Origin of the sequence: Bacillus gobiensis (assembly GCF_001278705.1) — a bacterium.
GTDB classification, from domain to species: domain Bacteria; phylum Bacillota; class Bacilli; order Bacillales; family Bacillaceae; genus Bacillus; species Bacillus gobiensis.
Genome location: NZ_CP012600.1, coordinates 1,488,202 through 1,504,650 on the forward strand (window position 1 = coordinate 1,488,202; position 16,449 = coordinate 1,504,650).

The 16,449-nt window shown below is 41.9% G+C and carries 20 protein-coding genes; 1 reads left to right on the forward strand and 19 read right to left on the reverse strand.

Annotated elements, in window-relative coordinates; genetic code table 11:
- Positions 1 to 307: 307 nt before the first annotated feature.
- The 19 genes from aroH to AM592_RS07350 all read right to left on the reverse strand — a co-directional run bounded on the left by aroH (position 308) and on the right by AM592_RS07350 (position 16,143).
- On the reverse strand, positions 308 to 670 hold the full coding sequence (gene aroH, locus AM592_RS07260; protein ID WP_053603172.1) for a chorismate mutase: 363 nt from the start codon (positions 668 to 670) through the stop codon (positions 308 to 310).
- Complete coding sequence (gene aroB / locus AM592_RS07265) at positions 667 to 1,758, reverse strand: 3-dehydroquinate synthase (protein ID WP_053603173.1); 1,092 nt, start codon at positions 1,756 to 1,758, stop codon at positions 667 to 669. The genes aroH and aroB overlap by 4 nt, the downstream gene beginning before the upstream one ends.
- A gap of 1 nt (position 1,759) precedes the next feature.
- Positions 1,760 to 2,932: a chorismate synthase gene (gene aroC / locus AM592_RS07270; protein ID WP_053603174.1), complete on the reverse strand. Its 1,173-nt coding sequence runs from the start codon at positions 2,930 to 2,932 to the stop codon at positions 1,760 to 1,762.
- A 71-nt stretch (positions 2,933 to 3,003) separates the two neighbouring features.
- A complete protein-coding gene (locus AM592_RS07275) occupies positions 3,004 to 3,771 on the reverse strand; it encodes a CheR family methyltransferase (protein WP_053603175.1) in 768 nt (255 codons plus the stop codon).
- A gap of 252 nt (positions 3,772 to 4,023) precedes the next feature.
- Positions 4,024 to 4,473 (reverse strand): nucleoside-diphosphate kinase, encoded by a 450-nt coding sequence (gene ndk / locus AM592_RS07280; protein WP_053603176.1) that lies wholly within the window; start codon positions 4,471 to 4,473, stop codon positions 4,024 to 4,026.
- A 252-nt stretch (positions 4,474 to 4,725) separates the two neighbouring features.
- Positions 4,726 to 5,688 carry a heptaprenyl diphosphate synthase component II gene (hepT, locus tag AM592_RS07285; RefSeq protein WP_053603177.1) on the reverse strand — a complete coding sequence of 321 codons (963 nt, stop codon included), beginning with the start codon at positions 5,686 to 5,688 and terminating at the stop codon, positions 4,726 to 4,728.
- 21 nt (positions 5,689 to 5,709) lie between these two features.
- Positions 5,710 to 6,417 (reverse strand): demethylmenaquinone methyltransferase, encoded by a 708-nt coding sequence (locus AM592_RS07290; RefSeq protein WP_053603178.1) that lies wholly within the window; start codon positions 6,415 to 6,417, stop codon positions 5,710 to 5,712.
- A 4-nt stretch (positions 6,418 to 6,421) separates the two neighbouring features.
- The gene (locus AM592_RS07295) at positions 6,422 to 7,195 is read right to left on the reverse strand and encodes a heptaprenyl diphosphate synthase component 1 (RefSeq protein ID WP_053603179.1); all 774 of its coding nucleotides are present in this window, start codon (positions 7,193 to 7,195) and stop codon (positions 6,422 to 6,424) included.
- A 146-nt stretch (positions 7,196 to 7,341) separates the two neighbouring features.
- The gene (gene mtrB, locus AM592_RS07300; RefSeq protein WP_053603180.1) at positions 7,342 to 7,572 is read right to left on the reverse strand and encodes a trp RNA-binding attenuation protein MtrB; all 231 of its coding nucleotides are present in this window, start codon (positions 7,570 to 7,572) and stop codon (positions 7,342 to 7,344) included.
- Between the two features lie 20 nt (positions 7,573 to 7,592).
- Entirely contained in the window at positions 7,593 to 8,159 is a 567-nt protein-coding gene (gene folE, locus AM592_RS07305) for a GTP cyclohydrolase I FolE (protein ID WP_053603181.1), read from the reverse strand.
- A gap of 187 nt (positions 8,160 to 8,346) precedes the next feature.
- Complete coding sequence (hbs, locus tag AM592_RS07310) at positions 8,347 to 8,625, reverse strand: non-specific DNA-binding protein Hbs (protein ID WP_053603182.1); 279 nt, start codon at positions 8,623 to 8,625, stop codon at positions 8,347 to 8,349.
- A 348-nt stretch (positions 8,626 to 8,973) separates the two neighbouring features.
- Positions 8,974 to 10,452, reverse strand: coding sequence for a stage IV sporulation protein A (gene spoIVA, locus AM592_RS07315; protein WP_053603183.1), 1,479 nt, complete (start codon positions 10,450 to 10,452; stop codon positions 8,974 to 8,976).
- Between the two features lie 322 nt (positions 10,453 to 10,774).
- Positions 10,775 to 11,503 carry a hypothetical protein gene (locus AM592_RS07320; protein ID WP_082363832.1) on the reverse strand — a complete coding sequence of 243 codons (729 nt, stop codon included), beginning with the start codon at positions 11,501 to 11,503 and terminating at the stop codon, positions 10,775 to 10,777.
- Between the two features lie 22 nt (positions 11,504 to 11,525).
- Complete coding sequence (locus AM592_RS07325) at positions 11,526 to 11,729, reverse strand: DUF2768 domain-containing protein (protein WP_053603184.1); 204 nt, start codon at positions 11,727 to 11,729, stop codon at positions 11,526 to 11,528.
- Positions 11,730 to 11,969: 240 nt separating this feature from the next.
- Entirely contained in the window at positions 11,970 to 13,010 is a 1,041-nt protein-coding gene (locus AM592_RS07330; RefSeq protein WP_053603185.1) for an NAD(P)H-dependent glycerol-3-phosphate dehydrogenase, read from the reverse strand.
- A 29-nt stretch (positions 13,011 to 13,039) separates the two neighbouring features.
- Complete coding sequence (gene der, locus AM592_RS07335) at positions 13,040 to 14,350, reverse strand: ribosome biogenesis GTPase Der (protein ID WP_053603186.1); 1,311 nt, start codon at positions 14,348 to 14,350, stop codon at positions 13,040 to 13,042.
- A 118-nt stretch (positions 14,351 to 14,468) separates the two neighbouring features.
- Positions 14,469 to 14,663, reverse strand: coding sequence for a capping complex subunit for YIEGIA (locus AM592_RS07340; RefSeq protein WP_053603187.1), 195 nt, complete (start codon positions 14,661 to 14,663; stop codon positions 14,469 to 14,471).
- Positions 14,660 to 15,550, reverse strand: a complete 891-nt coding sequence (locus tag AM592_RS07345) for a YIEGIA family protein (protein WP_053603188.1) — start codon at positions 15,548 to 15,550, stop codon at positions 14,660 to 14,662. Before AM592_RS07345 ends, AM592_RS07340 begins: the two co-directional genes overlap by 4 nt.
- Positions 15,547 to 16,143: a YphA family membrane protein gene (locus tag AM592_RS07350; RefSeq protein WP_225970381.1), complete on the reverse strand. Its 597-nt coding sequence runs from the start codon at positions 16,141 to 16,143 to the stop codon at positions 15,547 to 15,549. Before AM592_RS07350 ends, AM592_RS07345 begins: the two co-directional genes overlap by 4 nt.
- A 136-nt stretch (positions 16,144 to 16,279) precedes the next feature.
- Between AM592_RS07350 and AM592_RS23200 the strand changes: the two genes are divergently transcribed.
- Entirely contained in the window at positions 16,280 to 16,393 is a 114-nt protein-coding gene (locus AM592_RS23200) for a YpzI family protein (RefSeq protein ID WP_082363835.1), read from the forward strand.
- Positions 16,394 to 16,449: the final 56 nt, after the last annotated feature.

The following is a 16,449-nucleotide window of genomic DNA, read 5'->3' on the forward strand; positions in this document are numbered from 1 at the left end:
ATCATTCACTAAAACTCAGCTCAACTCATTCTCAACTACCCTATGCTAATCTCATACTATGTGCTTATTACTCTAAACTAACTAATCTTTAACTAACTCTATGGTAATATAATTCAATCTTTTCTGTCAATTATTTTCTGTATCGCCTTAACAAGGCCTGGATTCCGTACTCACTGGAAAAAGATTTCCACCCCTAGCTATTCTCTTTAGAATATGCAGGGGATGATAGCTTTGCCAATCAGCCGGATTAAAATAATGACTAAACCGCAGATGTCCTGTTTCAATGCCTTGGGCGCAAACGTCCCATTCACTTTATTAAGTCAGGCCGTAATGAAACTGCCTTTCCTAAATATTCATGCTTAACTTCATCTTGCTTCAGTTCGGTTTCGGCTGTCAGCATGACTCTGATACACTTCTTCAACCCGGATTCGACATCTATTTCCTGCATGCACATGACAGGAACGTGCTCCCAGCCGCTAAATTCCCTGACGACCTTGGCGGGGAATCCTGCATGCAAGTCGGGTGTCGCTGTGAAGATAATGTGCACCACGTGATCTGGTTTAATATTATTTTTTTCTATCATATTTCTAATTAACTCTTTTGTTTTTACGATCATTTCTTGATCTGTATCTTCTTCTAATGTCGTGGCTCCCCGAAATCCGCGTATCATCTTGAGGTACCCTCCAATCTCCATTGGTCAAGCAATTCGGCTGCTTCTTCCTTCTCGATAGAAAATAGCTGTGGATGACCGATCTCAGTTAACAGCACGAATTGAATAATTCCTCCGACGGTTTTCTTATCGTTCATCATCCGATTGATTAATGAATCGGTTTTAATTTCTTTGTTAATAGACGTCGGATAGCCAAGCTTTTTAAGCCATTTCAAATAGCTGGAATAATCACAGTCAAGCCCTGCCTTTTTCTCACTTAAATACAGCGCAAATAACATTCCCATCGCCACTCCATCCCCATGGCTGATCTCGCCGTAGCCATACTCCGCTTCAACGGCATGCCCAAGCGTATGGCCAAAATTCAGGAACGCACGAATGCCTTTCTCCTTTTCATCATTTGCGACCACAGAGCTCTTCACTTCTATTCCTTTATAGATCATTTCACTGAGCTGGCTGCTAGTTAAACCGGCAATGCTGTATGTCTCCATCAGTTGAAGAAGAAACTGTTCGTCACTGATAAATGCATGCTTGATTACCTCTGCAAAACCTGACCTCATTTCAGCTTCAGGCAGCGTGGACAACAGCTCTGTATCATAAATGACGGCCTTCGGCTGATGAAAAGAACCGATTAGATTCTTACCGAGCGGATGATTTATGGCAACCTTTCCACCAACTGCGCTGTCATGGGCAAGCAGCGTCGTCGGAATTTGCACGTAAGGAATTCCTCTCATAAATGTCGCTGCAACAAAGCCGGCAAGATCTCCGACAACTCCTCCGCCAAGCGCAACGACACACGAGGATCGGTCCATGTGAAATTGAATTGCATCTGTCTGGAGCTGATGATAACATTCCAATGACTTGGACTGCTCGCCGCTCGGAACGACAGCCTTCTTCACAGGCCATTTTTCCGCCAACACTTGATAGATTTGCTCGCTGTATAACCTGTCTACCTTCTCATCTGTAATGAGAAGAATACGCGTCGGTGAAAAACCGGTTATTTCAGACATCAACTTTGACGTTTTTTTACGAATGCCTTCGCCTATATAGACCTGGTATGGTTCCTTTGTTTTCACATCGAGGATTTTCATTTTAGAATTTCCTCGCCCATTCTCTCATTGCCTCTACGTTTTCTGAAATAAGATCCATTCGATCAACACCGAATTGCTCAACGATGCTCGATGCGATTTCCCACGCGACCACCGCTTCAGCAACTACGCTCGCTGCCGGCACAGCACAGCTGTCGGATCGTTCGATGCTTGCGGAAAATGGCTCTTTCGATTCAATGTCAACGCTTTTTAACGGCTTATAAAGGGTTGGGATCGGCTTCATCACACCGCGGACGACAATCGGCATCCCTGTTGACATGCCGCCTTCCAGACCGCCTAAACGATTTGTTGATCTCGTATACCCTTTCTCCTCATCCCATACGATTTCATCGTGTACTTCACTTCCGTTTTTCCGTGCAGCTTCAAAGCCGATGCCAAATTCTACGCCTTTGAAAGCGTTGATGCTCAGCACTGCTCCGGCTAGTTTGCTGTCAAGCTTGCGGTCGTAATGGGTATAGCTTCCGACGCCGACCGGCATGCCTTCTACGATGACCTCAACGACTCCGCCAATGCTGTCTCCTGCTGCTTTCGCATCATCGATCGCTTTCATCATCTTGGCTTCTGCTTCTTCATCAAAGCAACGGACAGGTGAATTTTCAGTCACTTCTTTTAGTTCTTCAAGATTTGCGTACTCTGCTTTTTCAGCTTTAACTCCGCCGATTTCAAGAACATGGCCGGCAACGGTAATTCCTAATTCAGACAATATTTTTTTCGCAACGGCTCCCGCTGCCACGCGAATGGTCGTTTCCCTGGCAGATGAACGCTCCAACACGTTACGGATGTCACGGTGATTATACTTTATTGCACCATTTAAATCCGCATGTCCCGGCCGCGGACGCGAAATTTGCCGTTTCATCTCTTTTTCCTGTTCTTCCGTAATTGGCTCGGCACCCATTATTTTCGTCCAATGGGTCCAATCTTTATTTTCTACTACAAGAGCCACTGGCGATCCCAGCGTCTTTCCATGCCTGATTCCGCTCATGATTTGAACCTGGTCTTTTTCGATCTGCATCCGTCTTCCGCGGCCATGACCCTTTTGCCTTCTGGATAATTCAAAGTTTATGTCTTCATTCGTTATGTATAGACCGGCAGGAACACCTTCTATAATTGCTGTTAATTGGGGACCGTGTGATTCTCCGGCTGTTAAGTATCTCATGTCTTGTTTCTCCCTTCATTACATTAACGCTTTTAAGTAAAACTATATCATTGAATCGAAAAAAAGTCATGCTAACTTTTTTGATAAAAAAACGTGTCCACTGACTCCAGTCCATATTTTTCGGGATGAAAAATTTGTTCTGTGCTTCCTACAAACAGAATTCCTTTGTTTAGCAAGCTATCGCTCATTTTTTGATACAGTGTTTCCTTTGCTGCTTCCGTAAAATAAATAAACACGTTTCTGCAAACAATTAAATCAAATTCGTTCTCGTACAGATCGGCAAGTAGATTATGCGTTTTAAAGGTGATGTGCTTTTTTATGCATTCTTTTACCACATACGTATCTTCATTTTTCTCAAAAAACTCTCTTTTTATTGATTCCGGAACTTCCTGCAGAGACCTTTTTTGATATTCTCCTTTTATCGCAGTTTGAAGTGCTTTCGCATCTATGTCTGTGGCGATAATTTGATATCCCGACACAGGCTTTGCTTTTTCTAAAATCATCGCAAGCGTATAGGGATCTTCTCCAGTTGAACAGGCAGCACTCCACACCTTCAGCATTTTGCCGGACTGTAACATAGGCAGCATTTTCTCTTCAAGAACCGCCCAGCGTTTATAATTTCTGTAAAATTCAGATACATTTATCGTCATCCGGTCAAGTGTTTCATTCAAAAGCAGCGTATCTTCAGCAACCGCTTTTGCAAACTCCCTAAAATGCCGATACCCCTTTTTCTCATATAAGGAGGTCAGCCGCCTTTTCATCTGCGCCTCTTTATAAAGCGCTAAGTTAATGTTCGTCAGTTCCTTCCATTTCTCAACAAAATACTTATAGTCGTTCATTATGCTCTCCCAAATATAAAATTGAACTTCAATCAGCGGGTATTTTGAGGGCAAGGATGTGTCTGTGAAGGCTTTGAAGCAAAGATCTCAGAGGTTTTAGCCTTTGTTCTTTCGTTACCCTTTGATTGCCATGGCCGCTTTTAGCATTGATTCCCCAGCATAACCATTAGACGTTTCCTATGACATAGTATACCTTCAATTGGCGTACACTGCGCACGAAAAAAGAAAAAAATCAGCATTTTCAGCTGATTTTTAGTAGACCCATTGATTCAACTCATTTTTATCTTCAATGAGATCTTCCGATTCAAAAAACAAATTAATTTCCCGTTCTGCACTTTCAAAAGAATCTGAACCATGGATGATGTTTTTTCTGACGGCCATGCCGTAATCACCGCGGATCGTTCCCGGAAGAGCATCTTTCGGATTTGTTGAACCGATCATCTGCCTGGTAATTTCAACGACATTTTCGCCCTGCCACACCATTGCAAATACGGGGCCGGATGTTATAAATTCAACAAGGTCTTTAAAAAAAGGCTTGTCTTTATGTTCGGCATAATGCTGTTCAGCTGTATGTACTGGAATCCACATCAATTTTGCTGCGACTAACTGCAAACCCTTTCTTTCAAGCCTGGAGATGATCTCACCTACTAGCTGCCGCTTGACACCATCAGGTTTCACCATTAAAAAACTCTTGTTTTCCATTTTCTCCACCCCGCAAATTATGTATGTATTCTTTAAAATCTTATCATTTTATAATGAAATTATCAAAGCGCATAATGCGCATGTTTCAATAAATGAGGAATTCGGCGCATAGGATGTGCTGGTGAAGGCGTTGCAGCAGAACACCTAAAGTAACAGCCATCGTAAATACACCCACTGATTGTTAATGATCCCTCCTAAGACCTATACGATAGCAAGCATAGAAGCGGGGATTAATGAAAATAACCAGGCTGTTTACGATTTTCTTTTTCCGATATACTTAGCAATGGATCGCAAAGAAGTTCTCGCCCGATTTTTCGGCAAAAGCTGCAGCTGGCGAAATGCTTTTTTTAAATATAGATCACTAATGGCAAGCGATTTCTCAATTGCATCTGTTTGATTGATTCTATCAATGACAGGCATAAGCTGTTCATATCCCGTTTCTTCGGATATGTTATTCAACATAGCTGCTATATCGGGATTCTTTCTTGCCAGAAGTACTGGCAGTGTAACATTCCCTTGCAACAGATCCCCTCCGACAGGCTTCCCCAATTCTGCTTCACTCGAAGTAAAATCAAGTACATCGTCGACGATCTGGTAGGACATTCCAACGTAATACCCGAACCAATATAACGTTTCGTGCGTTTTCTTATCCGCCCCTGATGCAATAGCCCCCAGCTGGCAGCTGGCAGCAATCAATACTGCTGTTTTACGTTTGATTCTTCGCAAATAGGTTCGAAACGACTGCTCCATATTGTATTTATCCTTGATTTGTTCAATTTCGCCCAGGCACACTTCAACGATCGTTTTTGAAAGAATTTCATGAGCGGCAGGCTCTTTTATCTTCGTCATAAATTCTAGAGATCTGGCGAATAAATAATCCCCTGTATACATAGCGATTCGGTTATCCCATTTCGCCTTTATCGTTGGCTTGCCTCTTCTTAATTCGGCATCGTCAATGACATCATCGTGTACTAACGAAGCCATATGAATGAGCTCGAGCGCTACTGCTACATGCTTTATCCTGTGAATATCGTATTCTCCGAACATTCCAGAAAGCAAAACAAAAACTGGTCGAATTCTTTTTCCACCAGCCTGCAGCAAATGAAGCCCTGCTTCACTCAATAAAGAATAATCGGATTGGACGGTACGCTCCAGCTCCTTCTCAATTAAATCAATATCTTCGTTTAAAAAAGAATATAAGCTATTAAATTTCATTTTCGTCACCCTAATGCTTCATTATTCATCCTTCCAGCCGATATGCGTTGCAGCAACACCACCGGTAAACGAATGGTAGTTTACACGTTTCAGCCCCGCTTCTTCGAAAAGGTCTGCAAGCTCACTCATACCCGGAAAATTTCGTGCTGATTCCTGAAGCCATGAGTATTCGGCGTAGCTTTTAGCAAACATTTTTCCAAACATAGGCATTATGTATTTGAAATAAAAAAAATAGAGCTGTTTGAAGCCGATGAGTGTAGGCTGAGAGGTTTCCAGACAGACGATTTGCCCTCCCGGCTTAGCTACTCTGGCCATTTCTTTAAGAACTGTGAGATAATCAGGAACGTTTCTCAGACCGAAACCAATCGTCACGTAATCAAATGTGTGATCAGGAAAAGGGAGTTCCATCGCATTCCCATGAAGCAAATCAGCTTGGGTTAAGCCTTCATTTTTTATTTTTTGCCGGCCGATGCTCAGCATGTTTTTGCTGAAATCCAGTCCGACAACTTTCCCATTCTTTCCAACTGCCCGAGCAAGATCTAATGTCCAGTCTCCTGTTCCGCAGCACACATCCAAAGCTTTGGCTCCTTGTTGGACGTTCATGATTTTCATTGTACGATCCCGCCATTTTTTGTGCTGCTTAAAGCTGATCACCGAATTCATGCGGTCATAATTTTTGTATATTTTTTCAAAAACGCCGTGAACTCTCTCTTCTTTAGACTGCTGCATAGCTCTACCCTTCTTCCACTTTCTGATGATACGTCCAAAGCTCCTGTTTAATGGCATTCAGCCTATCAATTAAAGAGGTTTGAATAAGAGGTTTATTTGATAATAATTCTTTGATTGAAGCCACAGCTATATTGTATCTCGAATCCTTAATTTCATGCTGATTCTCATGATCGGAAAAATATGAGGAATTGGGAGATTCGCCACCAAGAGGCTTAAATAGCTTAGGATCGCTCATAATTCGTTTATAGACTAGAAAATCATTGGCAATGACATTCCAGCTTGGTATTTTCAAATGCTCGGCAATATATTTAAATAAAGCCGATTCAATGTTTCCCAGGCTTGAAAAGAAAGCATTAAGATCATTTATGGAGCGGTCATACAGACGGACTTTGTGTTCATTAATTTCTTTAATGGCAGTTGCGAGAGTTCGAATCATGAAAATATCCTTCATGTCTGAAAGCAAAGAATAATATAATCCGCTAAAGTAATCTCCTGCCAAAACAGTTAATTGCCGGTTCTTTTGGTCGTCCAACGCAAGAGCCGTTTCCGTATTCACATCTTCATGGGTATCAAGGGCAATCTGGACGAGCATGGCTGTAATAATATAATTTTCTTTATCCGCCTCTGCCAGCACACTTTCTTCAAACAAAGCATGAAAAAGAAACAGTTTATCCCGATCCACTTTAGGCGCTGGCAGGTTCTTGGCTAAATATGGATGAGACAGCTTTTTGTTTAATTTCTTTTCTAATTCAAAAATATTCTTATCGATGTCATGCAAAAGATATCACCCTTGTCCCAGAATTACACTTGATGTCAGCCAAATAAGTATCGTACATGTTAGTAAACAAGAGATATTATAGCATAATGCTCTCCCTTTGGCTGATTAGAAAGTGGAATCATTGTTTGATTCCTTATTCAATGTTGTTATTTTTTCGCATCACTGCTTATTTCACCATGGGAGGTTTGGATGAACGCTTCACCTCTGACCTTTATCGCAGAAGTATGTTCTGTGAATTGCGCAATGATCACTTCTCCTTTATCCAGCTTTTCTGAATGGTGAAATCTGGTGTCCGCCCCTCTTGTTAATCCTATTACGTTTACTCCATCTTGCATCGCCTTTATTACAATATAATCAGCAAGAGGCTTATTATTCATAGATTTGACACCTCTATCTCTTAATTATTAATCAGACTGAGCACTTCCGACCTTGCAGCCACATCATCTCTGAATGTTCCTCTGACTGCAGAGGTAATCGTTTTCGATCCGGGCTTTTTAACTCCGCGCATTGTCATGCACATATGCTCCGCTTCTACAACCACCATCACTCCATGAGGATCGAGAGTATCTAAAATGCTGTCTGCAATCGTCGACGTGATCCGTTCCTGAAGCTGCGGCCGTTTGGCAACAGCATCCACCGCCCGGGCAAGCTTGCTTAATCCAGTCACTTTTCCTCCTCTTGGAATATATGCAACATGCGCTTTACCAAAGAAAGGAACCAGGTGATGCTCGCACATTGAATAGAAAGGAATATCCTTCACTAATACAAGCTCTTCATGCTCTTCGCCAAAAATGGTTTGAAAATGTTCTTTCGGATCTTCATTAAGCCCGGAAAAAACTTCTCTGTACATTTTGGCAACTCTCTTAGGAGTATCTTCTAAACCTTCTCTGTTAGGGTCTTCACCAATTGCTTCTAATATTTGCCGAACGGCAAGCTCTATTTTTTCTATATTCATTTCGTTCATCTACGTCCTCCAGCAATATTCGCTACATGTAATCAAATACTAGCACAAAACAAGCTGTAAAATCAAAGTGTAAAGTTTTTTCTACCAGAAACTTATGTTTAAATAGAAAAGCCCCTCATAAAAGGGGCTTTTCTATTTAAAAATGGCGTGTATGTATGATTGTGGCATACACTTAAATTTTCCTGCTTTATTTTCCAGAAACAGCGTCTTTAAGCGCTTTACCAGGTTTGAAAGCAGGTACCTTGCTAGCTGGAATTTCGATTTCTTCACCTGTTTGCGGGTTACGTCCTTTACGTGCAGAGCGCTCGCGAACCTCAAAGTTACCGAAACCGATGAGTTGAATCTTTTCACCACTTTTAAGTGCATCTAAAATTGTATCAAAAACAGAATCAACTGCTTTTGTAGCATCCTTTTTAGATAATTCACTTGCTTCTGCTACTGCGTTAATTAGTTCTGTCTTGTTCATGCCTTTCACCTCCTCCCAAAGATATGGGTATAAATTATCTTCATTTCTTCACAGTTCCGCCAGTTTCTATACCTCAACGCCAGAATTTTGTGAGTGAGAAAGAAAAAGGCATCGAAACTTACATGAGAAATCTTCCCTACAAGGAATGTATATCCAAGGGAGTGAAGATTTTCTCTATGTAGAGTAACACATAAAAATGTGCATATCAAGCATTTTAAAGGGTTGAACCCTTGTTGGTCAAGGAATCCGACTCATTTTCCGAACAAATATTCTTATTTTATCCAGAAGACTGTCTGCTTCTCTTCTGTCTTAAGAAATAGAAAAAGACCTCCTTCGATAAAAAGAGGTCTACAGGATGATGGCAATTAAGCCGCCAGAGCCTTCATTAATGATACGTTCGAGCGTTTCCTTCAGCTTATACCTTGCATTTTCCGGCATTAACGAGAGCTTCGCTTGAATCCCTTCCCTAACAATCGAGCTCAATGAACGGCCGAAAATATCTGAATTCCAAATAGACAGCGGATCATCTTCAAAGTCCTGCATCAAATATCTGACAAGTTCCTCACTTTGTTTTTCTGTTCCAATGATAGGGGCAAATTCACTCTCGACATCCACTTTTATCATGTGGATTGAAGGAGCTACCGCTTTAAGCCGGACACCGAATCTCGATCCCTGCCTGATAATTTCCGGTTCATCGAGGCTCATATCCGTCAAAGCTGGAGCCGCTACGCCATACCCAGTTTGTTTGACCATTTTCAATGCATCGGAAACCTGGTCGTATTCTGACTTTGCATGGGCAAATTCCTGCATGAGCTGGAGAAGGTGGTCTTTCCCTCTAATTTCAACCCCTACTACTTCTTTTAATATGTCATCATACAAATAATCCGGCGCATACAAATCGATTTCAGCAATACCCTGGCCCATTTCGATTCCCGCCAAGCTGGCCTTATCGATAAACTCAAAATCACTGAAATGGCCAACAACCCGGTCAACATCCCGCAGCCTCTTTATATCCTTTACTGTTTCTTTTACTGATTCTTGATAGTTTTCCCTGAGCCAATGATTTTCCTTGAGCACCATTACCCAGCTCGGAAGATTAACATTTACCTCTAGAACAGGAAACTCATATAATGCTTCTCTCAATACATTAAGCACGTCTGTTTCGCGCATGCTTTCTACACTTATTGCCAAGACAGGAATATCATATTTCTCAGTTAGCTCATTTCTCAAGGCCTCTGTCTCAGGGTGGTAAGGTCTGGTCGAATTTATGACCATAATAAATGGTTTTCCAACTTCTTTCAACTCATCAATCACTCGTTCTTCTGCTTCAATATAGTCGTAGCGCGGTATATCGCCAATGGTTCCGTCTGTCGTGATGACGACTCCGATCGTGGAATGCTCGGTAATTACTTTTCGCGTGCCGATTTCTGCAGCTTCATGGAAGGGAATAGGGTCCTCATACCAAGGAGTATTTATCATTCTTGGACCGTTTTCGTCTTCATATCCTTTAGCTCCCGGAACGGTGTATCCTACACAATCGACTAACCGAATATTAACATTAAGCCCTTCGCTTACATGAACGGACATAGCTTGGTTCGGAACAAATTTCGGTTCGGTCGTCATAATCGTTTTTCCCGCAGCACTTTGAGGAAGCTCATCTTGTGCTCGAGCTCTATCAGCCTCATTATTAATGTTAGGGAGTACTACAAGCTCCATGAATTTCTTAATAAAAGTGGATTTCCCTGTACGAACAGCTCCAACTACACCTAAGTATATATCGCCACCTGTTCGTTCAGCGATATCCTTGAAAATATCAACCTTTTCCAAGTGATCCCCTCCCGGACTTCCAATCCATTCATTTTTAGATTTAACTCACAATACAGGACACTATATGTTTATGACATTGTCCTATTTCGATATGACAATTGCTTGAAAAAATATTTACATTGAAGGTCTCGTTTTTCTCACAAAAAAACCTTTCTACACATTTGTATGATGTACAGAAAGGTTCATGCCTGTTTCTTAAAAATTATGTGAAACTTCTATCAGCGGGGTTTCAACTTACTGGATTTGCTAGTGGAGGCGCCCGCAGAAAGACAACTTCAGCCTATCCGTCCGCGATCCTCTATTTGAAATAATTTCGGTAGCACTACTTCTCCATAATCGAAATAAATTCAGGTTCCCCTTTTTCATTCAATGTATATCCAGGGGAAAAAGCCGGGACAAAGGGCGTCTCTTTCCAATATATATCCTGAATGGGCGCTCCCTTTGAATACAATTCATTTCTATGATCTAAGAGAAAAGATAAATCCGACCGATAGTCAACAACGATTTCTCCATGACCGTCTATCAAGAGCGGAAGAGAATTTCCGGTAACCGGGCTCGTCACCTCTGGAGGCTGCTTCAATCCCAGTTTTTCATAGTTTAATGCAAACAGTCCCCCAGCCATCTCTTTATGAAACGGAGGATATTTATGGCGGTCCTTGTACATTTGGAGCAAAAGCTTTAATTTCCTGATTTCTTCACTGATTTTGAGGTCGATCAGCTTTACGGTTGGTTTATTTTCAACATCTGTCAGGACGTACAAATACTCTCCCCCATTTTCAAATGACGTTCCCGGAGGCTCAGTCAAATACCTTGGCGAAAGACGGTCGAAATCAATTACATATTTTTGATAGAGGGGTGTATCCGTGCCGCTCGTTTTTATCGGCAGCAGTCCTCCGTTGTCTTTCTTGAATTCATTCACTGCTTCTTGAACTCCTGACAGTTGGTCGTTTTTTGGCACCATTTGATGAATCTTTTTTTCCTCAGGATACAAACATCCCGAAAGAAGCAAGATAACTGAAATCACGCATAAAATCTTTTGGACTCTCATCATATCATTCTTCCTTTTCGCAGGGCTATTCTTGGACCGGACCGCTGAAAACAACGAAAAAAACGATAATGCCGGACAGGATCATGCATATATATGCCAGTCCTGAGACAAAAAATTTAAGATAACGGTTATTGAACTTATATCGGCTTAAATAGATTGATAGAACAGCAACAGCCATCAGCCCCATTGAAGCAAGAGCAAACCACATTTTTAACAGCCCAATGCTCAAAATAAGAGACCCCCCGTCAACCGTAATAATGTAAGCGCTATAATTAATTGTAATACAACCTTATGCTTTTAATCAATTGTATTCCGTCCAAAAAAAATGGAGCAAAGCGGGAACTTTACTCCAGTGAAACATGACTATTATAACCCAAATCGGCCAAAGCAGCTCATCCTACTTCAAGGTTATGTTATGCGGCTAATAGGACAATTGTATCCTCTTTTGCCCAGTTCTCTAAAAAGTTTCTTATTTGTTCATCTGGCTTTCGAACATGTTCACCAAATCTTCCATTTCATGTGTTCTTCCGCGAGCCATCAGAGATTCTACGGCATCATTCACATTTCTGCCGTTAAACAATACGCCGTACAGAGCTTCGGTGATCGGCATCTTGACGTTCATTTTTTGAGAAAGCTGAAAGGCTGCTCTCGTCGTCCTGACACCTTCTACGACCATACCCATTTGTTCAAGCACGTCTTCCAGCTTATACCCTTTCCCGAGCAAATTTCCGGCCCGCAAGTTTCTGGAGTGAACACTTGTACAAGTCACAATTAAATCTCCAATCCCCGTAAGGCCTGAAAATGTAAGCGGATTGGCGCCTATTGCCGTTCCTATCCGGGCAATTTCTGCCAAGCCTCTAGTAATAAGAGCCGCTTTTGCATTATCACCGTACCCAAGTCCGTTTGTGACTCCTGTAGCAAGAGCGATAACATTTTTCAGCGCCCCGCCGATTTCGACGCCAACAATATCAGGATTGGTGTATACCCGAAAATTTTGATTCATGAACAAGTCTTGGATCTTTCTGGCTTGAGACAAGTCCTTCGACGATACCGTGACCGTAGTCGGCTGGCGAAGCCCGACCTCTTCAGCATGGCTCGGTCCGGAAAGAACAATGATCGCATCCCTCAGATGATCAGGGAGTTCCTCTTCCATCATTTCAGAAATACGGAGAAGAGAATCAGGCTCGATCCCTTTACTCACATGGACAAATGGCAGCCCTTTCTGCATATGGGGAATAAGTTTTTTCAAAACTTCCCTTATCGCTTTTGTCGGAACAGCAACGATTACCACATCACTGTTTTCGACTGCTTTTTTCAAATCGGTCGTTGCATTGATTTGAGAAGATAGCTTTACGCCCGGTAAATACTTCGAGTTTTCTTTTTTGTCATTAATTTGATCCACAAGCTCTTGCCTGTGGCCCCATAATTGGACCTGATGCCCGTTGTCTGCAAGAACCGCTGACAGTGCTGTTCCCCAGCTGCCTGCGCCGAGCATTGAAATAGTTTTCATGAACGATCACAACCTTTTGTCGATTTCTCTTATTTTCTGGCTCGCGCAAAGATTTTAATTGGCGTCCCTTCAAACCCGAAGGCATCTCTTATGCGATTTTCTAAAAAGCGCTCATAGGAGAAATGCATCAGCTCTGGATCGTTAACAAACACAACAAATGTTGGAGGTTTAACCGCCACTTGAGTGGCATAAAAAATCTTCAGCCTCTGGCCGTTATGGGTTGGCGTCGGATTCATTGCAACGGCATCCATTAAGACATCGTTCAACACATTTGTCTGAACCCTTAAGGAATGATTTTCGCCGGCAGTAATAATTGCAGGCATCAACGTGTGAATTCTCTTTTTCGTAAGAGCAGACATAAAGAGAAGAGGCGCATAATCAAGATATTGAAAATGAGCACGAAAGTTTTCTTCAAATTGATTCATCGTCTTTTCATCTTTTTCAACGGCATCCCATTTGTTTACGACAACAACGACGGCTTTCCCCGCTTCATGCGCATAGCCGGCTATTTTTTTATCTTGTTCTATAATTCCTTCTTCTCCATCGAGAACAACAACGACCACCTCGGAGCGTTCAATTGCCTTTAATGCCCGAAGCACACTGTATTTTTCAGTCGTTTCATATACTTTGCCTCTTTTGCGCATTCCTGCAGTGTCAACGATCACAAATTCCTGCTGGTTATACGTAAACACAGTATCGACTGCATCTCTAGTGGTGCCTGCGATATCGCTGACAATCACTCGGTCTTCCCCAAGCATCGCATTCACTAAAGAGGATTTCCCAACATTCGGCCGTCCGATTAAACAAAACTGAACAACATCTTCATCATAATTGGAATCGGGAATATTTTTGAAATGCTCAGCAATCGCATCGAGCAAATCCCCCATCCCAAGTCCGTGTGTCCCGGAAATCGGATACGGTTCTCCAAAGCCGAGAGAATAAAAATCATATGCATTCATTCTCATCTCTGTATTATCAAGCTTATTTACAGCCAGAACAACCGGTTTTTTCGAACGGTAAAGGATTTTGGCTACCTCTTCATCAGCAGAGGTCACCCCTTCACGTCCATTGACCATAAATACGATGACATCCGCTTCATCAATAGCGATCTCAGCCTGTTGGCGAATTTGCTCCATAAACGGTGCATCGCTTAATTCAATTCCTCCTGTATCAATTAAGTGAAAGCTGTAGTTCAGCCATTCAGCCGAGCTGTAAATCCGGTCTCTTGTTACCCCGGGTGTATCTTCAACAATCGAAATTCGTTCACCGGCCATACGGTTAAATATTGTGGATTTTCCTACATTTGGTCTTCCAACAATGGCTACGACTGGTTTACCCATAGAACCATTCCTTTCAAACGGCGATTCGCCACGAATAAAGAAACCCTTCTCTTATAGGGCAAGAAGGGCTTAACTTTATATATTATATCAATTCCTGTTTAAATCACAACTCTAAGGGCTAAAAATGTTTGACGATTAAAAACAAATCATCGCCAATTCCGTGAGCAATCCCGTCAAGTATCGCCTCAAGGTTTTTCGCGTATAACGCCATTTCCTCATCGTTCTCGCAGAAAAAAACAGCAGTTCCACCTATGACCCTTTTATGGTTTGTTGTTACTACAGCAAGGATATACTTCTCAAGTGATTCACTCATGTCATCACCTTTTTGTTTTTTTTACGTTCTGTAGACATTCTGATAGCATTCTCCAAAGTAGGCACATCTTCAATGACTTTGATTGCTTCATCAATTTCCTGGACTTGGGGCAGGACAAATATTCCTACCCTGCCATCCTCAAGATCGCGCTTAGCAAGCGGGCTCAGGCTTGGTTCTCCGGAATCCCGGTAGATCCCAAGTACGGTAGAAACATCGAAAAGAATAGCCTGCCGCTGCCCTAAATTCGCGATTGTCGTTTTTGCATTAAAATTTTTCGGCGTTAATATAAATCCCATTCCATATTTTAATATTAATTCCTGTTTCTCAGGCAAACCAATATTCATGATATAAATATTGTCAATATACAAGCCGGAATCTTTAAAATGCGGTTTTTCATATTTGATATCAACGATCTTTTTTAACGTCGCTCCCGACATTAGCTTTACGGCGCAAAAAAAGCAGATAAGCGCGATTGCAACTGCGGCCCACACTGATATAAAAATGTATGACGCAGTTGTTAGCAAAGAAGTGAAAATGACAAGGTAATTCCTGCTTTCAAACGCAATCGCGATTCCTTCTATGTATGTGCTGCCTCTTGAAACGAGCTCATAGGAATCGAGCTGTGTTAACGTATTGCGTTCCATATTCCGTACATCTCTGAACTGCGAAGCAGCGAGCGTCAAAAACGTGATTGCCGTGAATTCCTCTCTGAGTAAAGCAGGAAGGATGATACTTCCAAGCCCTGCAGCGATCAATCCGAGAGCGATATGAATGATCTTCCCGTGCAGATGCGATGGATACTGCCTGTAATCCGTTCTGAGCATGATAATTCGCGTCACAACCCCGGCAACCGTACCTAAAATGATCGGGAATACATAATTGCTCATGACATTTTGGATACCCCTTTTCCCATGTTTTTCATTCGTTGCGAAATTTGCTTTTTTAACGATTCGAATTGAGAGACTCCATAGAGTGCAACAATACCCACCGAGCTGCAAGACAGCCAGATATAACTGCCGATTATTGCTTCATCGTATATACGATGGATAATCAGCCAATAGAGCAGCTCTCCTTGGCACATGCCGGCAAGAAAAGTCCCCAGGCGGACCAACAGATTTTTCTCAAACGAAACAGCGATGATCAATGTTACCCCGGTTACCAGCCATTCCGGTTTTAGGATGAACCAAATCGGGTCATATAATGCAAACAGCATAAAAAAGCAGTATGAGAAAACGATGGAGAGATGAAGCATCACACTTCTTACGTTTTTATAAAATCGGTAACGCCCTGCAATAAAAAAGGCGGTTGCATAAAACAGCAAATACGCAGCGTTAAAAAGAAAATGAATTTGAAGTGTTATCTGACTAAGAATGATATTAATTAATAGAAAGATGGATACAACAAATCGAAAGTTATCTTTTTTCCATATAAACGTAGCAATAATCCATAGAAACCACATCGACCAATAGTAATAAAGCATTTCCAATCGTCTTCACCCTCCACACTTCAGTATGGAAAAGTCCGGCATATTTTAAACCGGAATGAATGGCATTATAAATTTTTTGAAAAACTAGTGGTGTATTAAGCTATACATTTAAGAAGAAGGGGGCGAAAAAATGGGTAAAGACAGGCAAGAAAAAAAATTGAAGAACGAGCGCAGGGTAGAGTCAGATCGGGATCCATCCATTCAGAAGAATGGTGCAACCAGGATCGAGCAAAATTCAAAGTAAGTGTTAAAAAAGCAGGCGAATCTCGAACCAGTTGGGTGAACACAAAAAAAGGCGAA